This is a genomic window from Streptomyces cylindrosporus (genome assembly GCF_022698165.1).
Lineage (GTDB): Bacteria > Actinomycetota > Actinomycetes > Streptomycetales > Streptomycetaceae > Streptomyces > Streptomyces cylindrosporus.
Window position 1 is genome coordinate 259311 of the sequence record NZ_JALDAY010000003.1, and the last position, 18050, is coordinate 277360.

At 70.7% G+C, this 18050-nt stretch carries 19 protein-coding genes; 13 read left to right on the forward strand and 6 right to left on the reverse strand.

All coding sequences use genetic code 11. The features are described from left to right. Positions 1-29: 29 nt before the first annotated feature. The 13 genes from MQP27_RS10595 to MQP27_RS10655 all read left to right on the forward strand — a co-directional run bounded on the left by MQP27_RS10595 (position 30) and on the right by MQP27_RS10655 (position 11437). Entirely contained in the window at positions 30-1307 is a 1278-nt protein-coding gene (locus tag MQP27_RS10595) for a hypothetical protein (protein ID WP_242764243.1), read from the forward strand. A 56-nt stretch (positions 1308-1363) separates the two neighbouring features. Continuing rightward, positions 1364-1927: a GNAT family N-acetyltransferase gene (locus MQP27_RS10600; protein ID WP_242764245.1), complete on the forward strand. Its 564-nt coding sequence runs from the start codon at positions 1364-1366 to the stop codon at positions 1925-1927. Positions 1928-2063: 136 nt separating this feature from the next. After that, positions 2064-2147, forward strand: coding sequence for a putative leader peptide (locus tag MQP27_RS51615; RefSeq protein ID WP_309486338.1), 84 nt, complete (start codon positions 2064-2066; stop codon positions 2145-2147). Positions 2148-2275: 128 nt separating this feature from the next. Continuing rightward, positions 2276-3973, forward strand: a complete 1698-nt coding sequence (locus tag MQP27_RS10605; protein ID WP_242764247.1) for a nitrite/sulfite reductase — start codon at positions 2276-2278, stop codon at positions 3971-3973. Further along, positions 3970-4149 carry a hypothetical protein gene (locus tag MQP27_RS10610; RefSeq protein WP_242764249.1) on the forward strand — a complete coding sequence of 60 codons (180 nt, stop codon included), beginning with the start codon at positions 3970-3972 and terminating at the stop codon, positions 4147-4149. The genes MQP27_RS10605 and MQP27_RS10610 overlap by 4 nt, the downstream gene beginning before the upstream one ends. Continuing rightward, positions 4146-4856: a phosphoadenylyl-sulfate reductase gene (locus MQP27_RS10615; protein ID WP_242764251.1), complete on the forward strand. Its 711-nt coding sequence runs from the start codon at positions 4146-4148 to the stop codon at positions 4854-4856. Before MQP27_RS10610 ends, MQP27_RS10615 begins: the two co-directional genes overlap by 4 nt. 20 nt (positions 4857-4876) lie before the next feature. Then, entirely contained in the window at positions 4877-5413 is a 537-nt protein-coding gene (cysC, locus tag MQP27_RS10620) for an adenylyl-sulfate kinase (RefSeq protein WP_242764253.1), read from the forward strand. Then, complete coding sequence (gene cysD / locus MQP27_RS10625) at positions 5410-6345, forward strand: sulfate adenylyltransferase subunit CysD (RefSeq protein WP_242764255.1); 936 nt, start codon at positions 5410-5412, stop codon at positions 6343-6345. Before cysC ends, cysD begins: the two co-directional genes overlap by 4 nt. Positions 6346-6347: 2 nt before the next feature. Then, a complete protein-coding gene (locus MQP27_RS10630; RefSeq protein ID WP_242764257.1) occupies positions 6348-7676 on the forward strand; it encodes a sulfate adenylyltransferase subunit 1 in 1329 nt (442 codons plus the stop codon). Positions 7677-7898: 222 nt separating this feature from the next. Further along, positions 7899-9005, forward strand: a complete 1107-nt coding sequence (locus MQP27_RS10640; protein WP_242764262.1) for an aliphatic sulfonate ABC transporter substrate-binding protein — start codon at positions 7899-7901, stop codon at positions 9003-9005. 33 nt (positions 9006-9038) lie between these two features. Beyond that, positions 9039-9824: an ABC transporter ATP-binding protein gene (locus MQP27_RS10645; RefSeq protein ID WP_242764264.1), complete on the forward strand. Its 786-nt coding sequence runs from the start codon at positions 9039-9041 to the stop codon at positions 9822-9824. Further along, positions 9811-10689 (forward strand): ABC transporter permease, encoded by an 879-nt coding sequence (locus MQP27_RS10650; RefSeq protein ID WP_242764266.1) that lies wholly within the window; start codon positions 9811-9813, stop codon positions 10687-10689. Before MQP27_RS10645 ends, MQP27_RS10650 begins: the two co-directional genes overlap by 14 nt. 4 nt (positions 10690-10693) lie before the next feature. Further along, on the forward strand, positions 10694-11437 hold the full coding sequence (locus tag MQP27_RS10655; protein WP_242764268.1) for a sirohydrochlorin chelatase: 744 nt from the start codon (positions 10694-10696) through the stop codon (positions 11435-11437). Here the strand turns inward: MQP27_RS10655 and MQP27_RS10660 are convergent, their stop codons facing one another. The 6 genes from MQP27_RS10660 to MQP27_RS10685 form a co-directional block, all read right to left on the reverse strand. After that, positions 11438-12376: a phosphotransferase family protein gene (locus tag MQP27_RS10660; protein ID WP_242764270.1), complete on the reverse strand. Its 939-nt coding sequence runs from the start codon at positions 12374-12376 to the stop codon at positions 11438-11440. A 30-nt stretch (positions 12377-12406) separates the two neighbouring features. After that, positions 12407-15016, reverse strand: a complete 2610-nt coding sequence (locus MQP27_RS10665) for a fibronectin type III domain-containing protein (RefSeq protein ID WP_242764272.1) — start codon at positions 15014-15016, stop codon at positions 12407-12409. A 124-nt stretch (positions 15017-15140) separates the two neighbouring features. Then, complete coding sequence (locus tag MQP27_RS10670; RefSeq protein WP_242764274.1) at positions 15141-15758, reverse strand: mycothiol-dependent nitroreductase Rv2466c family protein; 618 nt, start codon at positions 15756-15758, stop codon at positions 15141-15143. Between the two features lie 55 nt (positions 15759-15813). After that, a complete protein-coding gene (locus MQP27_RS10675) occupies positions 15814-16407 on the reverse strand; it encodes a TIGR03086 family metal-binding protein (protein WP_242764276.1) in 594 nt (197 codons plus the stop codon). Between the two features lie 25 nt (positions 16408-16432). After that, positions 16433-17461, reverse strand: a complete 1029-nt coding sequence (locus MQP27_RS10680) for a ketopantoate reductase family protein (RefSeq protein WP_242764278.1) — start codon at positions 17459-17461, stop codon at positions 16433-16435. A gap of 28 nt (positions 17462-17489) precedes the next feature. Beyond that, positions 17490-18038, reverse strand: a complete 549-nt coding sequence (locus MQP27_RS10685) for a DUF1697 domain-containing protein (RefSeq protein ID WP_242764280.1) — start codon at positions 18036-18038, stop codon at positions 17490-17492. Positions 18039-18050 lie beyond the last annotated feature (12 nt).

Genomic DNA, 18050 nt, shown 5'->3' on the forward strand with positions numbered 1-18050 from the left:
AACGCAGTTGGCTCGCCTCGGGAGGACCTATGAAGCAGCGTGGCAGGCACCGTCGGCAGAAGCGGGGCAAAGCGCTGCGCGCTTTCCTCGCCGGGACGGCCCTCGCGCTCACCGCGGCCGCCACCATGATCAGCGCCTCGCAGGCCACGGTGAGCAAGGCCGACGCGGGCGTGAAGGAGCTCGCCGGGTCCGCCGCCGGGTTCCGGCTGCAGGAGCGGCTGGTCCCGCAGGCCACGCTCGACCGGCTGTCCGCCTCCATGGGCAAGCCGGTCGGTGTGCGGGCCGTGCTCGACGACGCCGACCGCTCGCTGCGGGTCCCGGCCGACTGCACGGGCGCGGACCGCTCGGCGCTGCCCGTGGTCCCGGTCGCCACGCGCGCGTACTGCTGGGACGCCGCCGACACCCGCGGCTGGCGGGCCGGCGCGGTCACCACCTCCGGGGACGCCGACGACGACGGCCACTGGGGCGAGCAGCGGGTGATCCTCGCCGGCTGGACCCACGACACCGGCAAGGCGGGCCGCACCGGCGTCGCCCGGATCGCGTTCGTGAACGCCGACGTTCCCGCCCACCTCACCTACACCTGGGCACTGCTCACCGTCCCGGTCGACGGCGGCCGCGACTACCGCGGTCTCCCCTCCGCCGTCTCCGGCCTGGTCTGGTACCAGGGCAAGCTGCTGGTCACCACGGCCGACGGCCTCTACGTCTACGACCTGCACCGCATCCAGCGGGCCACCGTGGACAGCGGCCGGGTCGGCAAGGTGCGCGGCGGCTGGTCGGCGTACGGCGCCCGGTACGTGCTGCCGGCCGTGGGCTCGTACCAGCTCGCCGGAAAGACTCCGCGTCCGGCGGCGATCTCGCTGGACCGCAGCACCGCGCCCGACAGCCTGGTGGCGAGCGAGCGGGTGGCCGCGGACAGCGACCGGCACACCCGGCTGTGGCGCTACGCCTTCAGCAGCGACCCGGCCCGCGCCGGCCTGCTGGCCACCGACGCGGCCGGGCGGGCGGTCGCGACGCAGGCGTACGAGACGAAGACCACCGGCGTCAGCGGTGTCCTGTCGTACGGCGGGAACTGGTATCTGGACCGCGCGTCCGAGACCCGGGACGGCCGCGGCACCCTCTGGCGGCAGAGCTCGCGCGAGGCGCAGGCCACCGAGTGCGGCTCCGACGAGTCGAACCAGTGCTGGAGCGGCCGCGGGGGCTCCCTGTCCTACTGGGAGGAGACCGGCGAGGTCTGGTCCCAGTCCGGCCGGATGCTCTACGCGCTGCCGCTGAGCTCGGTCGACCGGGCTCTCGACGACCAGGGCTAGCTCCGGGCCCGGACCCCGATCGACAGATCTCCGGCGCGGATGATTCCCTGGCGGGCATGACGAACATCCCCGTGACCACCTGGTCCCTGGAGCAGACCGCCCCGACCGACGTCCTTCCGGCCGCCGCGCCCGACGGGGACGTGCGGATCGTCCGCTCCGAGGTGCCCTCCCCCGAGTTCAGCCGTTTCCTGTACGCGTCCGTCGGCGGCGACATCCGCTGGATCGACCGGCTGGGCTGGTCGTACGGGCGGTGGCAGGAGCATCTGGCGCGGCCGGGTGTGGAGACGTGGGTGGCGTACGACCGGGGCACGCCCGCCGGATACGTGGAGCTGGAGCCGCAGGACGACGGGGTCGTGGAGATCGTCTACTTCGGGCTGATCCCGGCCTTCCGGGGCCGCCGGATCGGCGGACACCTGCTGTCGTACGGTGCCGCCCGCGCCTGGGACCTCGCCGGGCGCTGGCCGGGGCTGGCCACGACCAAGCGGGTCTGGCTGCACACCTGCAGCCTGGACGGGGAGCACGCGATGGACAACTACCTGCGCCGCGGCTTCAAGCTCTTCGACACCAAGGTCGAGGAGCAGGCGGAGGTGGCCGCGCCCGGTCCCTGGCCCGGCGCATAGCCGGTCTGACCTGCGCGGACAAGACCGCGCGCACGGCATGTGATCGACGACACCCTTGTCTCGCCCTTCGAGACAAGGGTGTCCGCATGGCGGACGAAGCTGGACTGTGTCCAGATTGCCGTGACACGCTTCCGTCATGTCTGGAACTGGAATTGCCTTGGTGAGTCGGCGGCACGTCGACCTCGGCCGCATGTCCAGCGCCATCTGTCCGGCGAGCTGAGAGCCACAGCAAAGCCCGACATCTTCCGACATTCCTCTCATCCCGCGCAACGACGCGCACGTATGCCCATGCGCCCGAACGCGCAGGTCAGAGCCGAATTTCCGCCTGTCCCGAAGGACGTAACCACCATGGCCGCCACCCCGCAGAACCCTGCCGCCGCGACTCCCCGCCGCAAGGTGAGCCGTCACCGCGGTGAGGGCCAGTGGGCGATGGGGCACTACACCCCGCTCAACGGCAACGAGCAGTTCAAGAAGGACGACGACGGTCTCAATGTGCGGACACGCATTGAGACGATCTACTCGAAGCGGGGCTTCGACTCGATCGACCCCAACGACCTGCGCGGCCGTATGCGCTGGTGGGGCCTCTACACCCAGCGCAAGCCCGGGATCGACGGCGGCAAGACCGCGATCCTGGAGCCGGAGGAGCTGGACGACAAGTACTTCATGCTGCGGGTGCGGATCGACGGCGGACGCCTCACCACCCGGCAGCTGCGGGTGATCGGCGAGATCTCCCAGGAGTTCGCGCGCGGCAGCGCGGACATCACCGACCGGCAGAACATCCAGCTGCACTGGATCCGCATCGAGGACGTCCCGGAGATCTGGGAGCGCCTGGAGGCGGTCGGCCTGTCCACCACCGAGGCCTGCGGCGACTGCCCGCGTGTCGTCATCGGCTCGCCGGTCGCCGGCATCGCCGAGGACGAGATCATCGACGGCACCTGGGCGATCGACGAGATCCACGAGCGGTACATCGGCAGCAAGGAGTTCTCCAACCTGCCGCGCAAGTTCAAGACGGCGATCTCCGGCTCCCCGCTGCTCGACGTGGTCCACGAGATCAACGACGTCGCCTTCGTCGGCGTCGAGCACCCCGAGCACGGCCCCGGCTTCGACCTGTGGGTCGGCGGCGGCCTGTCCACCAACCCGAAGATCGGCGTCCGGCTGGGCGCCTGGGTGCCGCTGGAGGAGGTCCCGGACGTCTGGGCGGGCGTGGTCGGCATCTTCCGCGACTACGGCTACCGGCGCCTGCGCACCCGCGCCCGCCTGAAGTTCCTGGTCGCGGACTGGGGCCCGGAGAAGTTCCGCCAGATCCTCCAGGACGAGTACCTCAAGCGCACGCTGGTCGACGGCCCCGCGCCCGCCGAGCCCACCGACCGCTGGCGCGACCACGTCGGTGTGCACCGCCAGAAGGACGGCCGCTTCTACGTCGGTTTCGCGCCCCGCGTCGGCCGTGTCGACGGCGCCACCCTCACGAAGATCGCCGAGGTCGCGGAGGCGCACGGCTCGGGCCGGGTGCGTACCACGGTCGAGCAGAAGATGATCGTCCTCGATGTCGAGGAGGCGCAGGTCGAGCCGCTGGTCGAGGCCCTGGAGGCGCTGGACCTGACGGCCAAGCCCTCCCCGTTCCGGCGCGGCACCATGGCCTGCACCGGCATCGAGTACTGCAAGCTCGCCATCGTCGAGACCAAGGCGCGCGGCTCCCAGCTGATCGACGAACTGGAGCGCCGCATCCCGGACTTCGACGAGCCGATCACCATCAACCTCAATGGCTGCCCGAACGCCTGCGCCCGTATCCAGGTCGCGGACATCGGTCTCAAGGGCCAGCTGGTCCTCAACGACCAGGGCGAGCAGGTCGAGGGCTACCAGGTGCACCTGGGCGGCGCGCTGGGCCTGGAGGCCGGGTTCGGCCGCAAGGTCCGTGGCCTGAAGGTGACCTCCGAGGAGCTGCCCGACTACGTCGAGCGGGTCCTGAAGCGGTTCCAGGCCGAGCGCGAGGAGGGCGAGCGGTTCGCCGCCTGGGCCTCCCGCGCCTCCGAGGAGGCCCTCTCGTGAGCGAGCGGGCCGCCCCCTTCTACTGCCCCTACTGCGGCGACGAGGACCTCCGCCCGTCCGAGGAAGGTCACGGCGCGTGGGAATGCGCGGCGTGCAACCGGGCCTTCCAGTTGAAGTTCCTCGGGCTGCTCGCCCGGGGCCTTCAGCACTCCGAAGCAGGGGGAGACAAGACATGACCGCGGTGAAGGAAGAACGTACGACCGAGGATCTCAAGGCGCTCGCCGAGCAGGCGGGACGCGACCTGGAGGACGCCTCCGCCCTGGAGATCCTCCAGTGGGCGGCCGACACCTTCGGCAAGCGCTTCTGCGTGACCTCGTCCATGGAGGACGCGGTGGTCGCCCACCTCGCCTCCCGGGCCATGCCCGGCGTGGACGTGGTGTTCCTCGACACCGGCTACCACTTCGAGGAGACCATCGGCACCCGCGACGCGGTCGAGGCCGTGATGGACGTCAACGTCATCACGCTCACCCCGCGCCAGACGGTCGCCGAGCAGGACGCGGAGTACGGCCCCAAGCTGCACGACCGCGACCCCGACCTGTGCTGCAGGCTGCGCAAGGTCGAGCCGCTGGAGCGGGGCCTCGCGGGCTACCTGGCCTGGGCGACCGGTCTGCGCCGCGACGAGTCCCCGACCCGGGCGAACACCCCGGTCGTCGGCTGGGATGAGAAGCGGCAGAAGGTCAAGATCTCGCCGATCGCCCGCTGGACCCAGGACGACGTGGACGCGTACGTCGCCGAACACGGCGTACTGACGAACCCCCTGCTGATGGACGGCTACGCGTCCGTCGGCTGCGCCCCCTGCACCCGCCGGGTGCTGGCGGGCGAGGACGCGCGCGCCGGCCGCTGGGCGGGCCGCGCGAAGACCGAGTGCGGGCTGCACGGATGACGACGATTCAGGAGACACACGTGACGACCGGAGCCACCGTCTGGCTCACGGGTCTGCCGAGTGCCGGCAAGACCACCATCGCGTACGAGCTGGCCGGCCGGCTGCGCGAGGAGGGCCACCTCGTCGAGGTGCTCGACGGCGACGAGATCCGCGAGTTCATCTCGGCGGGCCTCGGCTTCAGCCGCGAGGACCGGCACACCAACGTGCAGCGCATCGGCTTCCTCGCCGAGCTGCTCGCCCGCAACGGCGTCAAGGCGCTCGTCCCGGTGATCGCGCCCTACGCCGACAGCCGCGAGGCGGTGCGCAAGCGCCACCAGGAGAGCGGGGCGCCCTACATCGAGGTGCACGTGGCCACGCCGGTCGACGTGTGCTCCGTACGCGACGTGAAGGGTCTGTACGCCAAGCAGGCGGCGGGCGAGCTGACCGGGCTCACCGGGGTGGACGACCCCTACGAGGAGCCCGAGTCGCCCGACCTGCGCATCGAGTCGCAGCACCAGACCGTCCAGGAGTCCGCGGCCGCGGTCCACGCGCTGCTCACCGAAAGGGGACTGGCATGACGACCGTTGCCACCGTGGCGGAGGGGACGGCCTCGCCGTACGCCCTCTCCCATCTGGACGCGCTGGAGTCCGAGGCCGTCCACATCTTCCGTGAGGTGGCGGGCGAGTTCGAGCGGCCGGTGATCCTTTTCTCCGGCGGCAAGGACTCCATCGTCATGCTGCACCTGGCGCTGAAGGCCTTCGCCCCCGCGGCGGTCCCCTTCTCGCTGCTGCACGTGGACACCGGGCACAACTTCCCCGAGGTCATCGAGTACCGCGACCGCACGGTCGAGAAGCACGGGCTGCGGCTGCACGTCGCGTCGGTGCAGGACTACATCGACCGGGGTGTGCTCAAGGAGCGTCCGGACGGGACCCGTAACCCGCTCCAGACGCTGCCGCTGACCGAGAAGATCCAGAGCGAGCGCTTCGACGCCGTCTTCGGCGGCGGGCGGCGCGACGAGGAGAAGGCCCGCGCCAAGGAACGGGTGTTCTCGCTGCGGGACGAGTTCTCGCAGTGGGACCCGCGCCGGCAGCGGCCCGAGCTGTGGAACCTCTACAACGGACGGCACGCACCCGGCGAGCACGTCCGCGTCTTCCCGCTCTCCAACTGGACCGAGCTGGACGTGTGGCAGTACATCGCCCGCGAGGGCATCGAGCTGCCCGAGATCTACTTCGCGCACGAGCGGGACGTGTTCCTGCGCAGCAACATGTGGCTGACCGCCGGTGAGTGGGGCGGCCCGAAGGACGGGGAGACCGTCGAGAGGCGGCTCATCCGCTACCGCACGGTCGGCGACATGTCCTGCACGGGCGCCGTCGATTCGGACGCGGTGACCCTGGAGCAGGTGATCGCCGAGATCGCCGCGTCCCGGCTGACCGAGCGCGGTGCGACCCGCGCCGACGACAAGCTCTCCGAGGCCGCGATGGAAGACCGTAAGCGCGAGGGGTACTTCTAAGCATGAGCACGACCACGGAACTCACCGAGACGACCCTGCTGCGGTTCGCCACCGCCGGTTCCGTCGACGACGGCAAGTCCACCCTCGTCGGCCGCCTGCTCCACGACTCCAAGTCGGTCCTCGCCGACCAGCTGGAGGCCGTCGAGCACGCCTCCCGCAACCGCGGCCAGGAGGCACCCGACCTGGCGCTGCTGACGGACGGCCTGCGCGCCGAACGCGAGCAGGGCATCACCATCGACGTGGCCTACCGCTACTTCGCCACCGCCAAGCGCCGGTTCATCCTCGCCGACACCCCCGGCCATGTGCAGTACACCCGCAACATGGTGACGGGTGCCTCCACGGCCGAGCTGACGGTGATCCTGGTCGACGCCCGCAACGGCGTCGTCGAGCAGACCCGCCGCCACGCCGCCATCGCCGCTCTCCTGCGCGTCCCGCACGTGGTCCTCGCCGTCAACAAGATGGACCTCGTCGACTACCAGGAGTCCGTCTTCGCCGCGATCGCCGAGGAGTTCACGGCGTACGCGCTGGAGCTGGGCGTCCCGGAGATCACCGCGATCCCGATCTCGGCTCTGGCCGGCGACAACGTCGTGGACCCGTCCGCGAACATGGACTGGTACGGCGGTCCGACCTTCCTGGAGCACCTGGAGACGGTCCCGGTCACCCACGACCTGAGCCACTGCCACGCGCGCCTGCCCGTGCAGTACGTGATCCGCCCGCAGACCGCCGAGCACCCCGACTACCGGGGTTACGCCGGTCAGATCGCCGCGGGTTCCTTCCACGTCGGCGAGGCGGTCACCGTTCTGCCGTCCGGCCGGGCGACGAAGATCTCCGGCATCGACCTGCTCGGCGAGCCGGTCGAGGCCGCCTGGACCACCCAGTCGGTGACGATCCTCCTGGAGGACGACATCGACATCTCGCGCGGCGACCTGATCGTGCCCAGCAAGGACGCCCCGCCGACCACGCAGGACATCGAGGCGACGGTCTGCCATGTCGCCGACGCCGCGCTGACCGTCGGCCACCGGGTGCTGCTCAAGCACGGCACCCGCACGGTCAAGGCGATCGTCAAGGACATCCCGTCCCGGCTCACGCTCGACGACCTGTCCCTGCACCCGCACCCGGGACAGCTCGTCGCCAACGACATCGGCCGCGTGAAGATCCGCACCGCGGAGCCGCTGCCGGTGGACTCCTACGCCGACTCGCGTCGCACGGGCTCGTTCATCCTGATCGACCCCAGCGACGGCACCACGCTCACCGCGGGCATGGTCGGCGAGTCGTTCGCGTCCCCCGAGCCCGTCAAGGACGAGGCCGAGGACGACGGGTGGGACTTCTGACGTGAACTCCCTCGACTACTACTCCACGTTCGCCAAGGAGGGCGGCCGCGTCGGCAGCGGCGACCTCGGCAGCGGGCAGGGCGGAGTGGCGCGATGTGTGCGCTGACGTACGCGCACCGCTTGCGCGCCCTCACCCCCCACCGCCGTAGACGCAGACCTGCCGACCTCCCGGCCACGACCTGAGAGACCGTGACCGCCGGGCCTCCGAGAGGAACACCTCCCGTGCCTGCTACATCCGCTCGTCGCCGTATCTTCGCGGTCATAGCCGCGCTCCCTCTGCTCACCCTCGCCGCCTGCGGTTACGGGTCCAAGTCCACGACGGACAACGCCAAGGAGAAGGTCGCCGCCGGGTCGTCGAAGATCGACGGACTCGACTCCGTCAAGATCGGCTACTTCGGCAACCTGACCCACGGCACGGCGCTCGTCGCCCGTCAGCAGGGCCTGTTCCAGAAGCAGCTGGGCGCCACCAAGGCGGACTACCAGATCTTCAACGCCGGTCCCTCGGAGATCGAGGCCCTCAACTCGGGCTCCATCGACATCGGCTGGATCGGCCCCTCCCCTGCGATCAACGGTTACGTCAAGTCCAACGGCAAGGGCCTGAAGATCATCAGCGGCTCGGCCTCGGGCGGCGTGAAGCTCGTGGTCAACCCCAAGAAGATCAAGTCCCTCAAGGACGTCAAGGGCAAGAAGATCGCGACCCCGCAGCTCGGCAACACGCAGGACGTTGCGTTCCTCAACTGGATCGCCGACCAGGGCTGGAAGGTCGACGCGAACACCGGCAAGGGCGATGTGTCGGTGGTCCGCACCGACAACAAGATCACCCCGGACGCCTACAAGTCCGGTGCCATCGACGGCGCCTGGGTGCCGGAGCCGACCGCGTCCAAGCTGGTCGCCGAGGGCGGCAAGGTGCTGCTCGACGAGGCGACGCTGTGGCCGGACAAGAAGTTCGTGATCACGAACATCATCGTGCGGGCGGCCTTCCTCAAGGAGCACCCGAAGGCGGTCGAGGCCGTGCTGAAGGCCTCCGTCGAGGCCAACAAGTGGATCAACGCCAACCCCGACAAGGCGAAGGCGGTGGCGAACAAGCAGCTCGAGGCGGACTCGGGCAAGGCGCTCCCGGCGAACGTCCTCGACCCGGCCTGGAAGTCGATCCAGTTCACCGACGACCCGCTGGCCTCCACCCTCAACACCGAGGCGGAGCACGCGGTCAAGGCCGGTCTGCTGGAGAAGCCCGACCTGAAGGGCATCTACGACCTCACGCTCCTCAACAAGGTCCTCAAGGCCGAGGGCGAGAGCACGGTCGACGACGCCGGTCTCGGCAGCAGCTGACAAGTCCCGATGAGTTCCCAGGAGGTGACGACCATGGCCACGACCACGACGCTCGCCAAGGCCGAGGAGTCGGTGGAGTACGCCGCTCGCCTTGAGCACGTCTCGAAGTCCTTCGCAGGACCGGGCGGGCAGCAGCTCGTCCTGGACGACATCAGCCTCGATGTCGCGCCCGGCGAGTTCGTCACCCTCCTGGGGGCCTCGGGGTGCGGCAAGTCCACGCTGCTGAACCTGGTGGCGGGCCTGGACAAGCCGACCGTCGGATCGATCGCGACGGACGGCCGCCCGGCCCTGATGTTCCAGGAGCACGCTCTCTTCCCGTGGCTGACCGCGGGCAAGAACATCGAACTCGCCCTCAAGCTGAGGGGAGTCGTGAAGAACGAACGGCGCGACAAGGCCGAGCATCTGCTCGAACTCGTCCGCCTGAAGGGCGCGTACGGCAAGCGCGTCCACGAACTGTCGGGCGGTATGCGCCAGCGTGTGGCGCTGGCGCGGGCGCTCGCCCAGGAGAGCAACCTGCTACTGATGGACGAGCCGTTCGCGGCCCTCGACGCCATCACGCGGGACGTGCTGCACGACGAGCTGACCCGGATCTGGGCCGAGACCGGCGTCTCCGTCCTCTTCGTCACGCACAACGTGCGCGAGGCGGTGCGGCTCGCCCAGCGCGTCATCCTGCTGTCGTCCCGCCCGGGCCGGATCGCACGCGAGTGGACGGTGGGGATCCCGCAGCCGCGGCGCATCGAGGACGCGCCCGTCGCCGAACTGTCCCTCGAGATCACCGATGTACTGCGTGGGGAGATCCGCCGTCATGGCCAGCACTGAGACCACGCCGGCCCAGGACGCCGGATCCGTCGAGGCCGGCCTCGACGCGCTGGAGACCACGGCCACCGGCCGTACGCCCTTCAGCCAGACCTTCAAGAACAAGATCCTGCCGCCCATCATCGCCATCGCCGTCGTGCTGGTGGCCTGGAGCCTGCTCTACCCGGTCGTCGACGACCCGTCGAAGCTGCCCTCCCCCGGGGACGTGTGGGGCGAGGTCGAGGACCAGTGGCTCAAGGGAACCCTGCTCGACTACATCTGGGGCAGCGTCTCCCGGGGTCTGCTGGGCTTCCTGCTCGCGCTGGCCATCGGTACGCCGCTGGGCCTGCTGGTGGCGCGGGTGAAGTTCGTGCGCGCGGCGTTCGGCCCGATCCTCTCCGGTCTGCAGTCGCTGCCCTCGGTCGCGTGGGTCGCCCCGGCGGTGATCTGGCTGGGTCTGAACAACTCGGTGATGTTCACCGTCATCCTGCTCGGCGCGGTCCCCTCGATCGCCAACGGTCTGGTGTCGGGCGTCGACCAGGTGCCCCCGCTGTTCCTGCGCGCGGGCCGCACGCTCGGCGCGACGGGACTGCGCGGCACCTGGCACATCGTGATGCCGGCGGCGCTACCCGGTTACGTGGCCGGCCTCAAGCAGGGCTGGGCGTTCTCCTGGCGCTCGCTGATGGCCGCCGAGATCATCGCCCAGTCCCCCGACATGGGCATGGGCCTGGGCCAACTGCTGGAGGTGGGCCGCACCAACAGCAGCATGGCGACGGTCTTCCTCGCCATCCTCCTGATCCTGTTCGTCGGCATCGCCATCGACCTCCTCATCTTCAGCCCGCTGGAGCGCTGGGTGCTGCGCAGCCGCGGCCTGCTGGTGAAGAGCTGAGCCCATGCGCCATTCGAAGCCGGTACTCCTGGTCATCGCCCACGGCAGCCGCGACCCGCGGCACGCCGCGACGGTGCACGCCCTCGTCCGCCGGGTGCGCTCGCTGCGCCCGGACGTACGGGTGGAGACCGGCTTCCTGGACTTCAACATCCCGTCCGTGCAAGGGGTGTTGGAGTCCCTGGCGGCGGAGGGCGTACGTGAAGTCGTGGCCCTGCCCCTCCTGTTGACCCGCGCGTTCCACGCGAAGGCGGACATCCCGGCGGTCCTGCGCGACGCCCCGCCCCAGCTGCGCATCCGCCAGGCGGAGGTGCTCGGCCCGTCGCCGCTCCTGCTGTCCGCGCTCGAACGCCGTCTGTACGAGGCCGGGTTGACGCCCGCCGACAAGTCCTCGACCGGGGTCGTGCTGGCCTCGGCGGGGTCCACCGACCCGGAGGCGATCGCAGTGATCGCAGAAATCGCGCGGGAGTGGCGGCACACCGGTTGGTGCGCCGTGCGACCTGCGTTCGCCTCCGCATCCCTCCCCCGCACCGAGGACGCGGTACGCAAACTGCGCGCCCTGGGCTGCGCGAAGGTCGCGGTGGCCCCGTACGTCCTGGCCCCCGGCTTCCTCCCGGACCGCATCGCGCGGGGCGCGGCGGAGGCGGACGTGCTCGCCGACGTACTCGGCCCGGCGCCGGAGGTGGCGCGGGTGCTGCTGGAGCGGTACGACGCGGCCCGCACGCCCGAACTGGCCGCGGTCAGCGCCTAGTCAGTCGAGCAGGGCCGTCAGGTAGTCCTCCAGGCGCCGGGTGAGCAGCTCCGGCGTCAGATCGGTCCGCCCCAACTCCCGCCACGGCACGGCGACCTTCTCCGCGTCCGGCGCGTAGGCCAGGGCGTCGAGCATGCGCCAGTACAGGTGGGCCTTCGGGTCCTCGTCGAGGGTGCCGCCGGCCGCGCGGTAGTGGTCGGCGAAGCGCAGGCCCGCGGGCACGCCGTACAGCAGGGTGAGCGCGGTCGAGCAGTGGGAGACGTCCAGGTCGGCCGGTCCCCAGGAGGTCTCCACCCAGTCGACCACGCCCGTGACGGCCAGATCCGCTCCCTCACCCGTGAAGAGAACGTTTCCCGGATGGAAGTCACGGTGCAGGAAACAAGGCCGGTACGGCGGCGGAGGCTGCCGGATCACGTCCACGGCCCGCCGCCACAGCTCCGGCCGCGCGGTGCCCTCCGGTACCCGCACCCGCTCGGCATCGGTCCATGCCTGGTACGTGCGCGGCCGGTCCGCCTCCGCCACCCGCAGCCCGTGAATCGCGGCCAACTGCCGGGCCAGCAGCACACTTCTGCGCTCGACGTTCCTCTCGTCCACCCGCACGGCGCCCGGCAGCAGCGACATCACCAGCGAGGGATGGTCGCAGTGCTCCCCGGTCGCGTCCACGGCGTGCAGCCGGGCGGCCGGCACGTCCGTGTCCGCGAGCAGCCGCAGGATGTCCGCCTCACGGCCGAGCAGCCCGGCCGCGGCCCTCAGATAGAAGGGCCGGACGAAGGAGCGCAGCACCAGGGTGTACGGCTGTCCCGAGGCGCCCTCGATGTCCAGCCGCCGCATCCGCGAGGTCCAGCCGCCGCGCAGGGCGGTGACGTCGCGGATGCGGTCGCCGGGGTGCAGGGTCTTCTCCACCCAGAGGCGGGTCCTGGACCAGTCCTCCTCAGTCATGGCTCCTGAGCCTACTGATCGACGTCCGGCTCAGGCGGCCGGGGTCTTCGCCGTGACCGTCGCCGCCGGTCCGGTGCCTGCCGCCGTCACCGCGGCGACCGTCACCGTGTAGGACGTGCCCGGCTTCAGGCCGCCGAGCACCCGGAACATGCCCTTGGCGGAGGGCTGGGTGACCAGGGCGTCCCGGCCGGTGACGTCGATCGGGTCGCGGCCGTCGGAGACGGTCACCCGGTAGCCGACGACCTTCGCGTCGCCGGTCGCGGTGGGCGGGGTCCAGGCGAGGGTGGCCGCCGTGACCGCCGTACGCAGCTTGGGACTTGTGGGCGCGCCCGGCAGGACGCTCGCCGCGGCGGGCGTCAGCGGGAGGGAGGCCAGGGACTCGGCGCTGCTGCCGTGCGCGTTGCTCGCGGTGACCGTCACGGTGAACGGCCCGCCGGTCGTGGGCAGTCCGCCGATCCTGACCAGTGCTATCCGCTCGAACTCGGCCGCCGGCACGCCCTGTTGGCCGACCTGTCGGCCCGTCGCGTCGTACGCCCGTGCCGTGTACGAGGTCACCGGTGAACCGCCGTCCGCGAAGGTGGGGTTGAAGGTGACGTACAGGGCGTCCGCGCCGGCCGTGCTGGTGCCGACGCGGGAGGGCGCCTCGGGGGCGGCCGCCGCTCCGAGACCGCGATCCAGGAGCCCCTTGTAGGCAGGCTCAAGTCCCGCATTGGCGACGACCTCTGGCGGTACGTCGGACAGCGCGGTCATGATCTTGTTGCCGGTGGTCACCAGCCCCTTGTTGTCGCCGTCGGCCGTGCCCTCCTCCCACCAGTTGTCCTTGACGAGCGTCGGGTCGTTGTTGCCGAGGTCGTCGCGGTAGTCGGTGTGGCGGGAGGCGACGTTGGCGTAGGAAGCGTTGTAGAGGACGTTTCCGTCGACCGTCTCGTAGGTGCAGCCGTTGTCGGTGTAGACGTTCTTGCCGAGGCCCCACTGGTCGTGGATGACGTTTCCGGTGACTTTCTCGCCGTCGGCCAGGGATGTGCCGGTCAACCCCTGGGTGTAGATGCCGCCGCCGTCGTCGAGCATCTGCATGTAGTCGAAGATCAGGTTGTCGCGTACGGCGTTGTCGTGGCTCGGGTTCGGGGTGGCCGCGTCGCCGATCTTGTCGGGCCAGCCGCCCCAGCCCATGGAGATCGCGGAGTAGCCGACGTGGTCGATCTGGTTGTGGGCGATGGTGTTGTGCTGGGTGTAGCCGTTGAGGACGGCGACACCGCCGTGGTACTCGCGGGGCAGGCCGTAGAGGTGGTTGTTCGTCACCTGGACGCCGGAGGCCGGCGTCTGTCCGTCCACTCCTCCAATCTCCAGACCGTTGCCGGAGATGTCGGTGAAGATGCTGCCGCGCACGGACGAGTCCTTGCTTCCGGCGCCCAACTCCAGTCCGGAGGCGCCGAGATGGGCGAAGACGTCGTCGGTGAATTCGATGCGCTGCCCGTACGCGAAGGACAGGTTGCCAGGCATCTTCGTCCAGGACGCGAAGGGGCAGGTGCCGCCCTCGACGTACTGGCACAGGCCCTGGGTGGCCCAGCCCTTGTCGCCGGTGATGGTGTAGCCGGCCTGGATCTCGGAGAAGCCCTCGGGCCGGGAGGGCGTCAGCCAGGTCGCGTAGCTGAACCGGATGCCGCGGAAGGCGATGTCGTGCACGGGCGCGTCCGCCGTGCCCCGCCCTTCGACGAGCTTCTCGGCCGCCGCGGCCTCGACATCGGCGCGGGCGAGGTCCTCGCCCTTGCGGGGCAGGTAGTAGACCTTGTGCGCGTGGCTGTCGAGGTACCACTCACCGGGCTGGTCGAGGAGTTCGTAAGCGTTCTCGATGTACGTCGCCCTCCCGCTGTTCGTGAGATGTCCCGGGCCGACCATGCTGACCGTGCGGCCGGGGATGTCGGGGAACTCGACCCGCTTGTTGGAGTTGTCCCAGCAGGGCTGGACCATGGTGATCGTGGTGCCCTCGGCGGAGGCGATGCGACAGCGCGGCTCGGTCCACTGGCCGAGCCCGTTGCGCTCGATGTTCCACAGGGCCTCGCCGCTGGTGTAGACGAACTCGGCGTCGGAGGGGTGCTTCCAGTGGGCGATGGTGTCCGAGGAGGCGGTGTAACCGGTGGCCGTCTGGGTCAGGGCCACCGGCACGGCCCCGCGCGCTCGCTGGGCGCGCACTCCGTCGACGTACAACTGCCGTGTGTCGGTGAGCCCTTGGGGCGCCGGCGCGGACCACAGTCCCTTGCGGCCCGGCACCTGGTGCCAGCCGACGACCTGGCGGCCGCCGCTGACGGTGGTGGTGCCGGTGCCCTGCCAGATCACCCGGTGGCCGTTCGTGCCGGAGTCGCGGGCGTCCAGCGTGAGCGGGCCCGACTGGCGGTAGGTGCCGGAGGCGAGGTGGACGGTGAGGTCGGACGTCAGGTCGGCGGCGCGGGCGCGGACCAGGTCGCGGGCGCGTTGCAGGGTGCGGACGGGATGTCGTGCGCTGCCGTCGGCGTGGTCGTCGCCGGCGGGTGAGACGTAGAGGTCGGAGCTCGCTGCCTGGGCGGGGGCCGCGAGGCCCGGGACGCCGAGGGCCAGCACAGCGGTGACGAGGGTGACGAGGGCGCCTCTTCGGTGCGTGGGCATGTACCCCTCCCGTGGGATCAGCCTGTACCCAACGCCGGGAAAGGTAGGAGCACTTGGGTGCCTCAGTCAATGAACGGGACAGAAATGGCCACCCTTCACCTACCGCTTTACCAGATTCATCGGATCAGTCGAAGCGGAGTGATCCGGTGCGGGTGCGCTTGAGCTCGAAGAAGTCGGGGTCCTTCGCCAGCACCCGGAAGCTGTCGAAGAGTTCGGCCGCGCGGGCACCTCGGGGGATCGCCCGGAACACGGGCCCGAACCACACCGTTCCGTCGACATGGATGGTGGGCGTACCCACATAGCCGCCGGAGTCGGGCTCGGCCCCGGCCTGGTGGCTGCGGCGTACGGCCTCGTCGTGGCCCGGGTCGTGCGCGGCGCCGGCGAGGTCGGCGGGCAGTCCTAGCTCCTCCAGGGACTCGGCGATCACGGCGTCGAAGTCCTCGGCCCGGCGCTCGTGGATCCGCGTGCCGAAAGCGGTGTACAGCTCGCGCAGCACCTTCTCCCCGTGCCGCTCGGCGGCGGCCACCGCGACCCGTACCGGGCCGATCGACTTGTCGACCAACTCTCGGTACCAGTCGGGGAGTTCGTTGCCCGTGTTGTGCAGGTACAGGCTCATCGCGTGGAAGCGGAGGTCGAGCGGGCGTTCGCGCTCGACCTCCAGCATCCATCGGGAGGTGATCCAGGCGAAGGGGCAGGCGGGGTCGAACCAGAAGTCGACCCGGGTGGGTGCGGTGTCCGTCATGCCCTCGACGCTAGTCACCGGATGGGACAGTATCCCGGCCCAATCGACAGTTGTTTCACTGGCCCAATTTCGGGTCCCGTCCGCTGGCGGCGAGGGCGCGGTCGAAGACGGGCGCGTCCTGCTCCACCGGTACCGCGTCGGCGAAGCCGTCGTACTGGCGGTAGAGGTCGCCGTGTTCCTCGACCACGGCGAGGACGAAGCGGGCCGCGTCGTCCGAGACGCGGAACTCCTGGCCGGTGGCGGTGGCGACGTCCCAGCCGTGGACGGCCATCTCCTTGATGACCATGGAGGCGATCTGGACGGCCGGCATCTTCGCCATGCCGAGGTCGACCTCGCCCTCCCACACCGCCGGGTCGGCCCAGGCCGCGACGGCGCGGTCGAGCTGGGCGGCGTAGGCGTCGGGCCAGCCGGGGTCGGCGGTGAAGTCGCGGGCGGTCAGCTCCTCGGGGAGCTGTTTGCGCAGGGCGCGGTGCTCCAGGCCGTGGGAGGTGTAGAGGACCCAGTGGTTGACCAGGGCACGGACGTCCCAGTCGGGGCAGTGGGTGGGCTCGCCGAGCCGGTCCGCGGGGACACCGCGTGCCACCCGGGCCGCCTCGGCGGCGCATTCGGTCATGTACGCGTGCAGGTGCTTCGGGTCGTCGTACGTCATGCGCCCCACGCTAGGAAGGACGCGCTCAGGACTCTGGAACAAACGCGACAGCCTCGTCGGCCAGCCGCACCAGCTCCTCGATCGGCATCGATCCGGCCTCGCGGCGCTCGCGCGCGAAGGTGCCCGCGAGCCGCTGGAGGAGCTCGTTGATCGGGGTCGGTACGCCGTGCAGGCGGCCGAGGAGGACGATCTCGCCGTTGAGGTGGTCGGACTCGACGCTGCCGGTGCCCCGGCTCAGGGACTGCCAGGTGGAGCCGCCGGCGCGCGGGGCGCCGGCGAGGGGCACCAAGTCGACCTTGTGGCCGCGCTGGGCCTGCTGCTCGGCGACGCTCGCGTACGGGATCCCGGCGGCGGCCAGCACGGCCTCCCCCTCGGCCCGCACGCGTGCGCGCAGCGAGGCCCGGCTGTCCTGGCCGCCGTCCTCGCCGCACAGCGCCTGGAGGGTGTTGCTGAGGTTGGTGAGCAGCTTGGCGTACTGCCAGCGGGTCACGTCCGGCACGACCGGCGCCTCGAGGAACCCGGTCTTCTCCAGGTCGGCGGCGACCCTGCGGGCGGTCTCGTCGGTGCCGTGCGGATAGCGGCCGAGGTGGAGCATGCCGGTGAGCGGGGCGCCGCCGGCGGAGACGTGGCCGGGTTCGAGGTAGGTGGCGGGCAGCCAGACGCAGACGCCGTACACGTGCCGGAAGACGCGCAGGGCCAGGCGCTGGCCCTCGACGCCGTTCTGTGCGCAGAACAGGGGCAGCCGTTCGGCCGCGCTGCCGCCGCCGGCCACGGGCGCCGGGCCCCAGGTCTGCAGGGCGGCGACGGTGTCCTGTGTCTTGACGGCGAGGACGAGCACGTCGTCCCCTCTCAACTCCCCCAGCTCGCCGGGCCCTTCGACGGCCGGCAGCCGGTACTCGTGATCCCCGTCCGGCACCTTCAGCCGCAGCCCGCCCTCCCGCAGCGCCGCGAGCTGCGCTCCCCGCGCGACCAGAACGACCTCGTGCCCGGCTCCCGCGAGACGCCCGCCGACGGCACCGCCGACGGCTCCCGCTCCGATGATGATGTAGCGCATGGGACGAGCCTCGCACACCCCCGGCGGGTCACGCCGCCGTGAGCTCCACCAGCTTCACGACGGTGTTCCAGTTGCGGCTCGTGGCGATCAGCCCTTTGTTGATACGGGGTTTGGCGAGGTGGACGGCGAGCTGGGAGCGGCCGAGGCCGTCCGGCGCGTACAGGTACAGGGCGCGGTCGCCGAGCCGGAACTCCTCGGGCAGGTAGGCCCCTTGGTCGATCTCGGCGAAACGGGCCGCGTCGACCGGCGCGGAGAAGTAGATGACGTGCAGCTGCTTGGCCTCCAGCTCGGCCGCCGGGAAGGGGCACGCCTCGACGACCGCCGCGAGGTAGGCGTGGTCGCGCACGATGACGTCGACCGAGAACCCGAAGTGCTTCTGGATCGCCTGAGCGAGCTCGGCGGCCAACGACTCCTCGTCACCGTGATCGCTGGCGAACACGGCCTGGCCGCTCTGCAGATAGCTGCGCACGCCCTCGTGTCCGAGGCCCTCCATCAGCTGCCGCAGGTCGGCCATCGGGAGCTTCTTCTTGCCGCCCACGTTGATCCCGCGCAGCAGCGCCGCATACGTCGTCGTCATGGCGCACACCCT

Coding starts and splice junctions, on each gene's coding strand:
- MQP27_RS10650 (WP_242764266.1), top strand. CDS start 9,811: ATGGCCAGCACTGAGACCACGCCGGCCCAGGACGCCGGATCCGTCGAG.
- MQP27_RS10630 (WP_242764257.1), top strand. CDS start 6,348: ATGAGCACGACCACGGAACTCACCGAGACGACCCTGCTGCGGTTCGCC.
- MQP27_RS10665 (WP_242764272.1), bottom strand. CDS start 15,016: ATGCCCACGCACCGAAGAGGCGCCCTCGTCACCCTCGTCACCGCTGTG.
- cysD (WP_242764255.1), top strand. CDS start 5,410: ATGACGACCGTTGCCACCGTGGCGGAGGGGACGGCCTCGCCGTACGCC.
- MQP27_RS10670 (WP_242764274.1), bottom strand. CDS start 15,758: ATGACGGACACCGCACCCACCCGGGTCGACTTCTGGTTCGACCCCGCC.
- MQP27_RS10685 (WP_242764280.1), bottom strand. CDS start 18,038: ATGACGACGACGTATGCGGCGCTGCTGCGCGGGATCAACGTGGGCGGC.
- MQP27_RS51615 (WP_309486338.1), top strand. CDS start 2,064: ATGTCTGGAACTGGAATTGCCTTGGTGAGTCGGCGGCACGTCGACCTC.
- MQP27_RS10605 (WP_242764247.1), top strand. CDS start 2,276: ATGGCCGCCACCCCGCAGAACCCTGCCGCCGCGACTCCCCGCCGCAAG.
- MQP27_RS10680 (WP_242764278.1), bottom strand. CDS start 17,461: ATGCGCTACATCATCATCGGAGCGGGAGCCGTCGGCGGTGCCGTCGGC.
- MQP27_RS10615 (WP_242764251.1), top strand. CDS start 4,146: ATGACCGCGGTGAAGGAAGAACGTACGACCGAGGATCTCAAGGCGCTC.
- MQP27_RS10595 (WP_242764243.1), top strand. CDS start 30: ATGAAGCAGCGTGGCAGGCACCGTCGGCAGAAGCGGGGCAAAGCGCTG.
- MQP27_RS10660 (WP_242764270.1), bottom strand. CDS start 12,376: ATGACTGAGGAGGACTGGTCCAGGACCCGCCTCTGGGTGGAGAAGACC.
- MQP27_RS10655 (WP_242764268.1), top strand. CDS start 10,694: ATGCGCCATTCGAAGCCGGTACTCCTGGTCATCGCCCACGGCAGCCGC.
- MQP27_RS10675 (WP_242764276.1), bottom strand. CDS start 16,407: ATGACGTACGACGACCCGAAGCACCTGCACGCGTACATGACCGAATGC.
- MQP27_RS10645 (WP_242764264.1), top strand. CDS start 9,039: ATGGCCACGACCACGACGCTCGCCAAGGCCGAGGAGTCGGTGGAGTAC.
- MQP27_RS10600 (WP_242764245.1), top strand. CDS start 1,364: ATGACGAACATCCCCGTGACCACCTGGTCCCTGGAGCAGACCGCCCCG.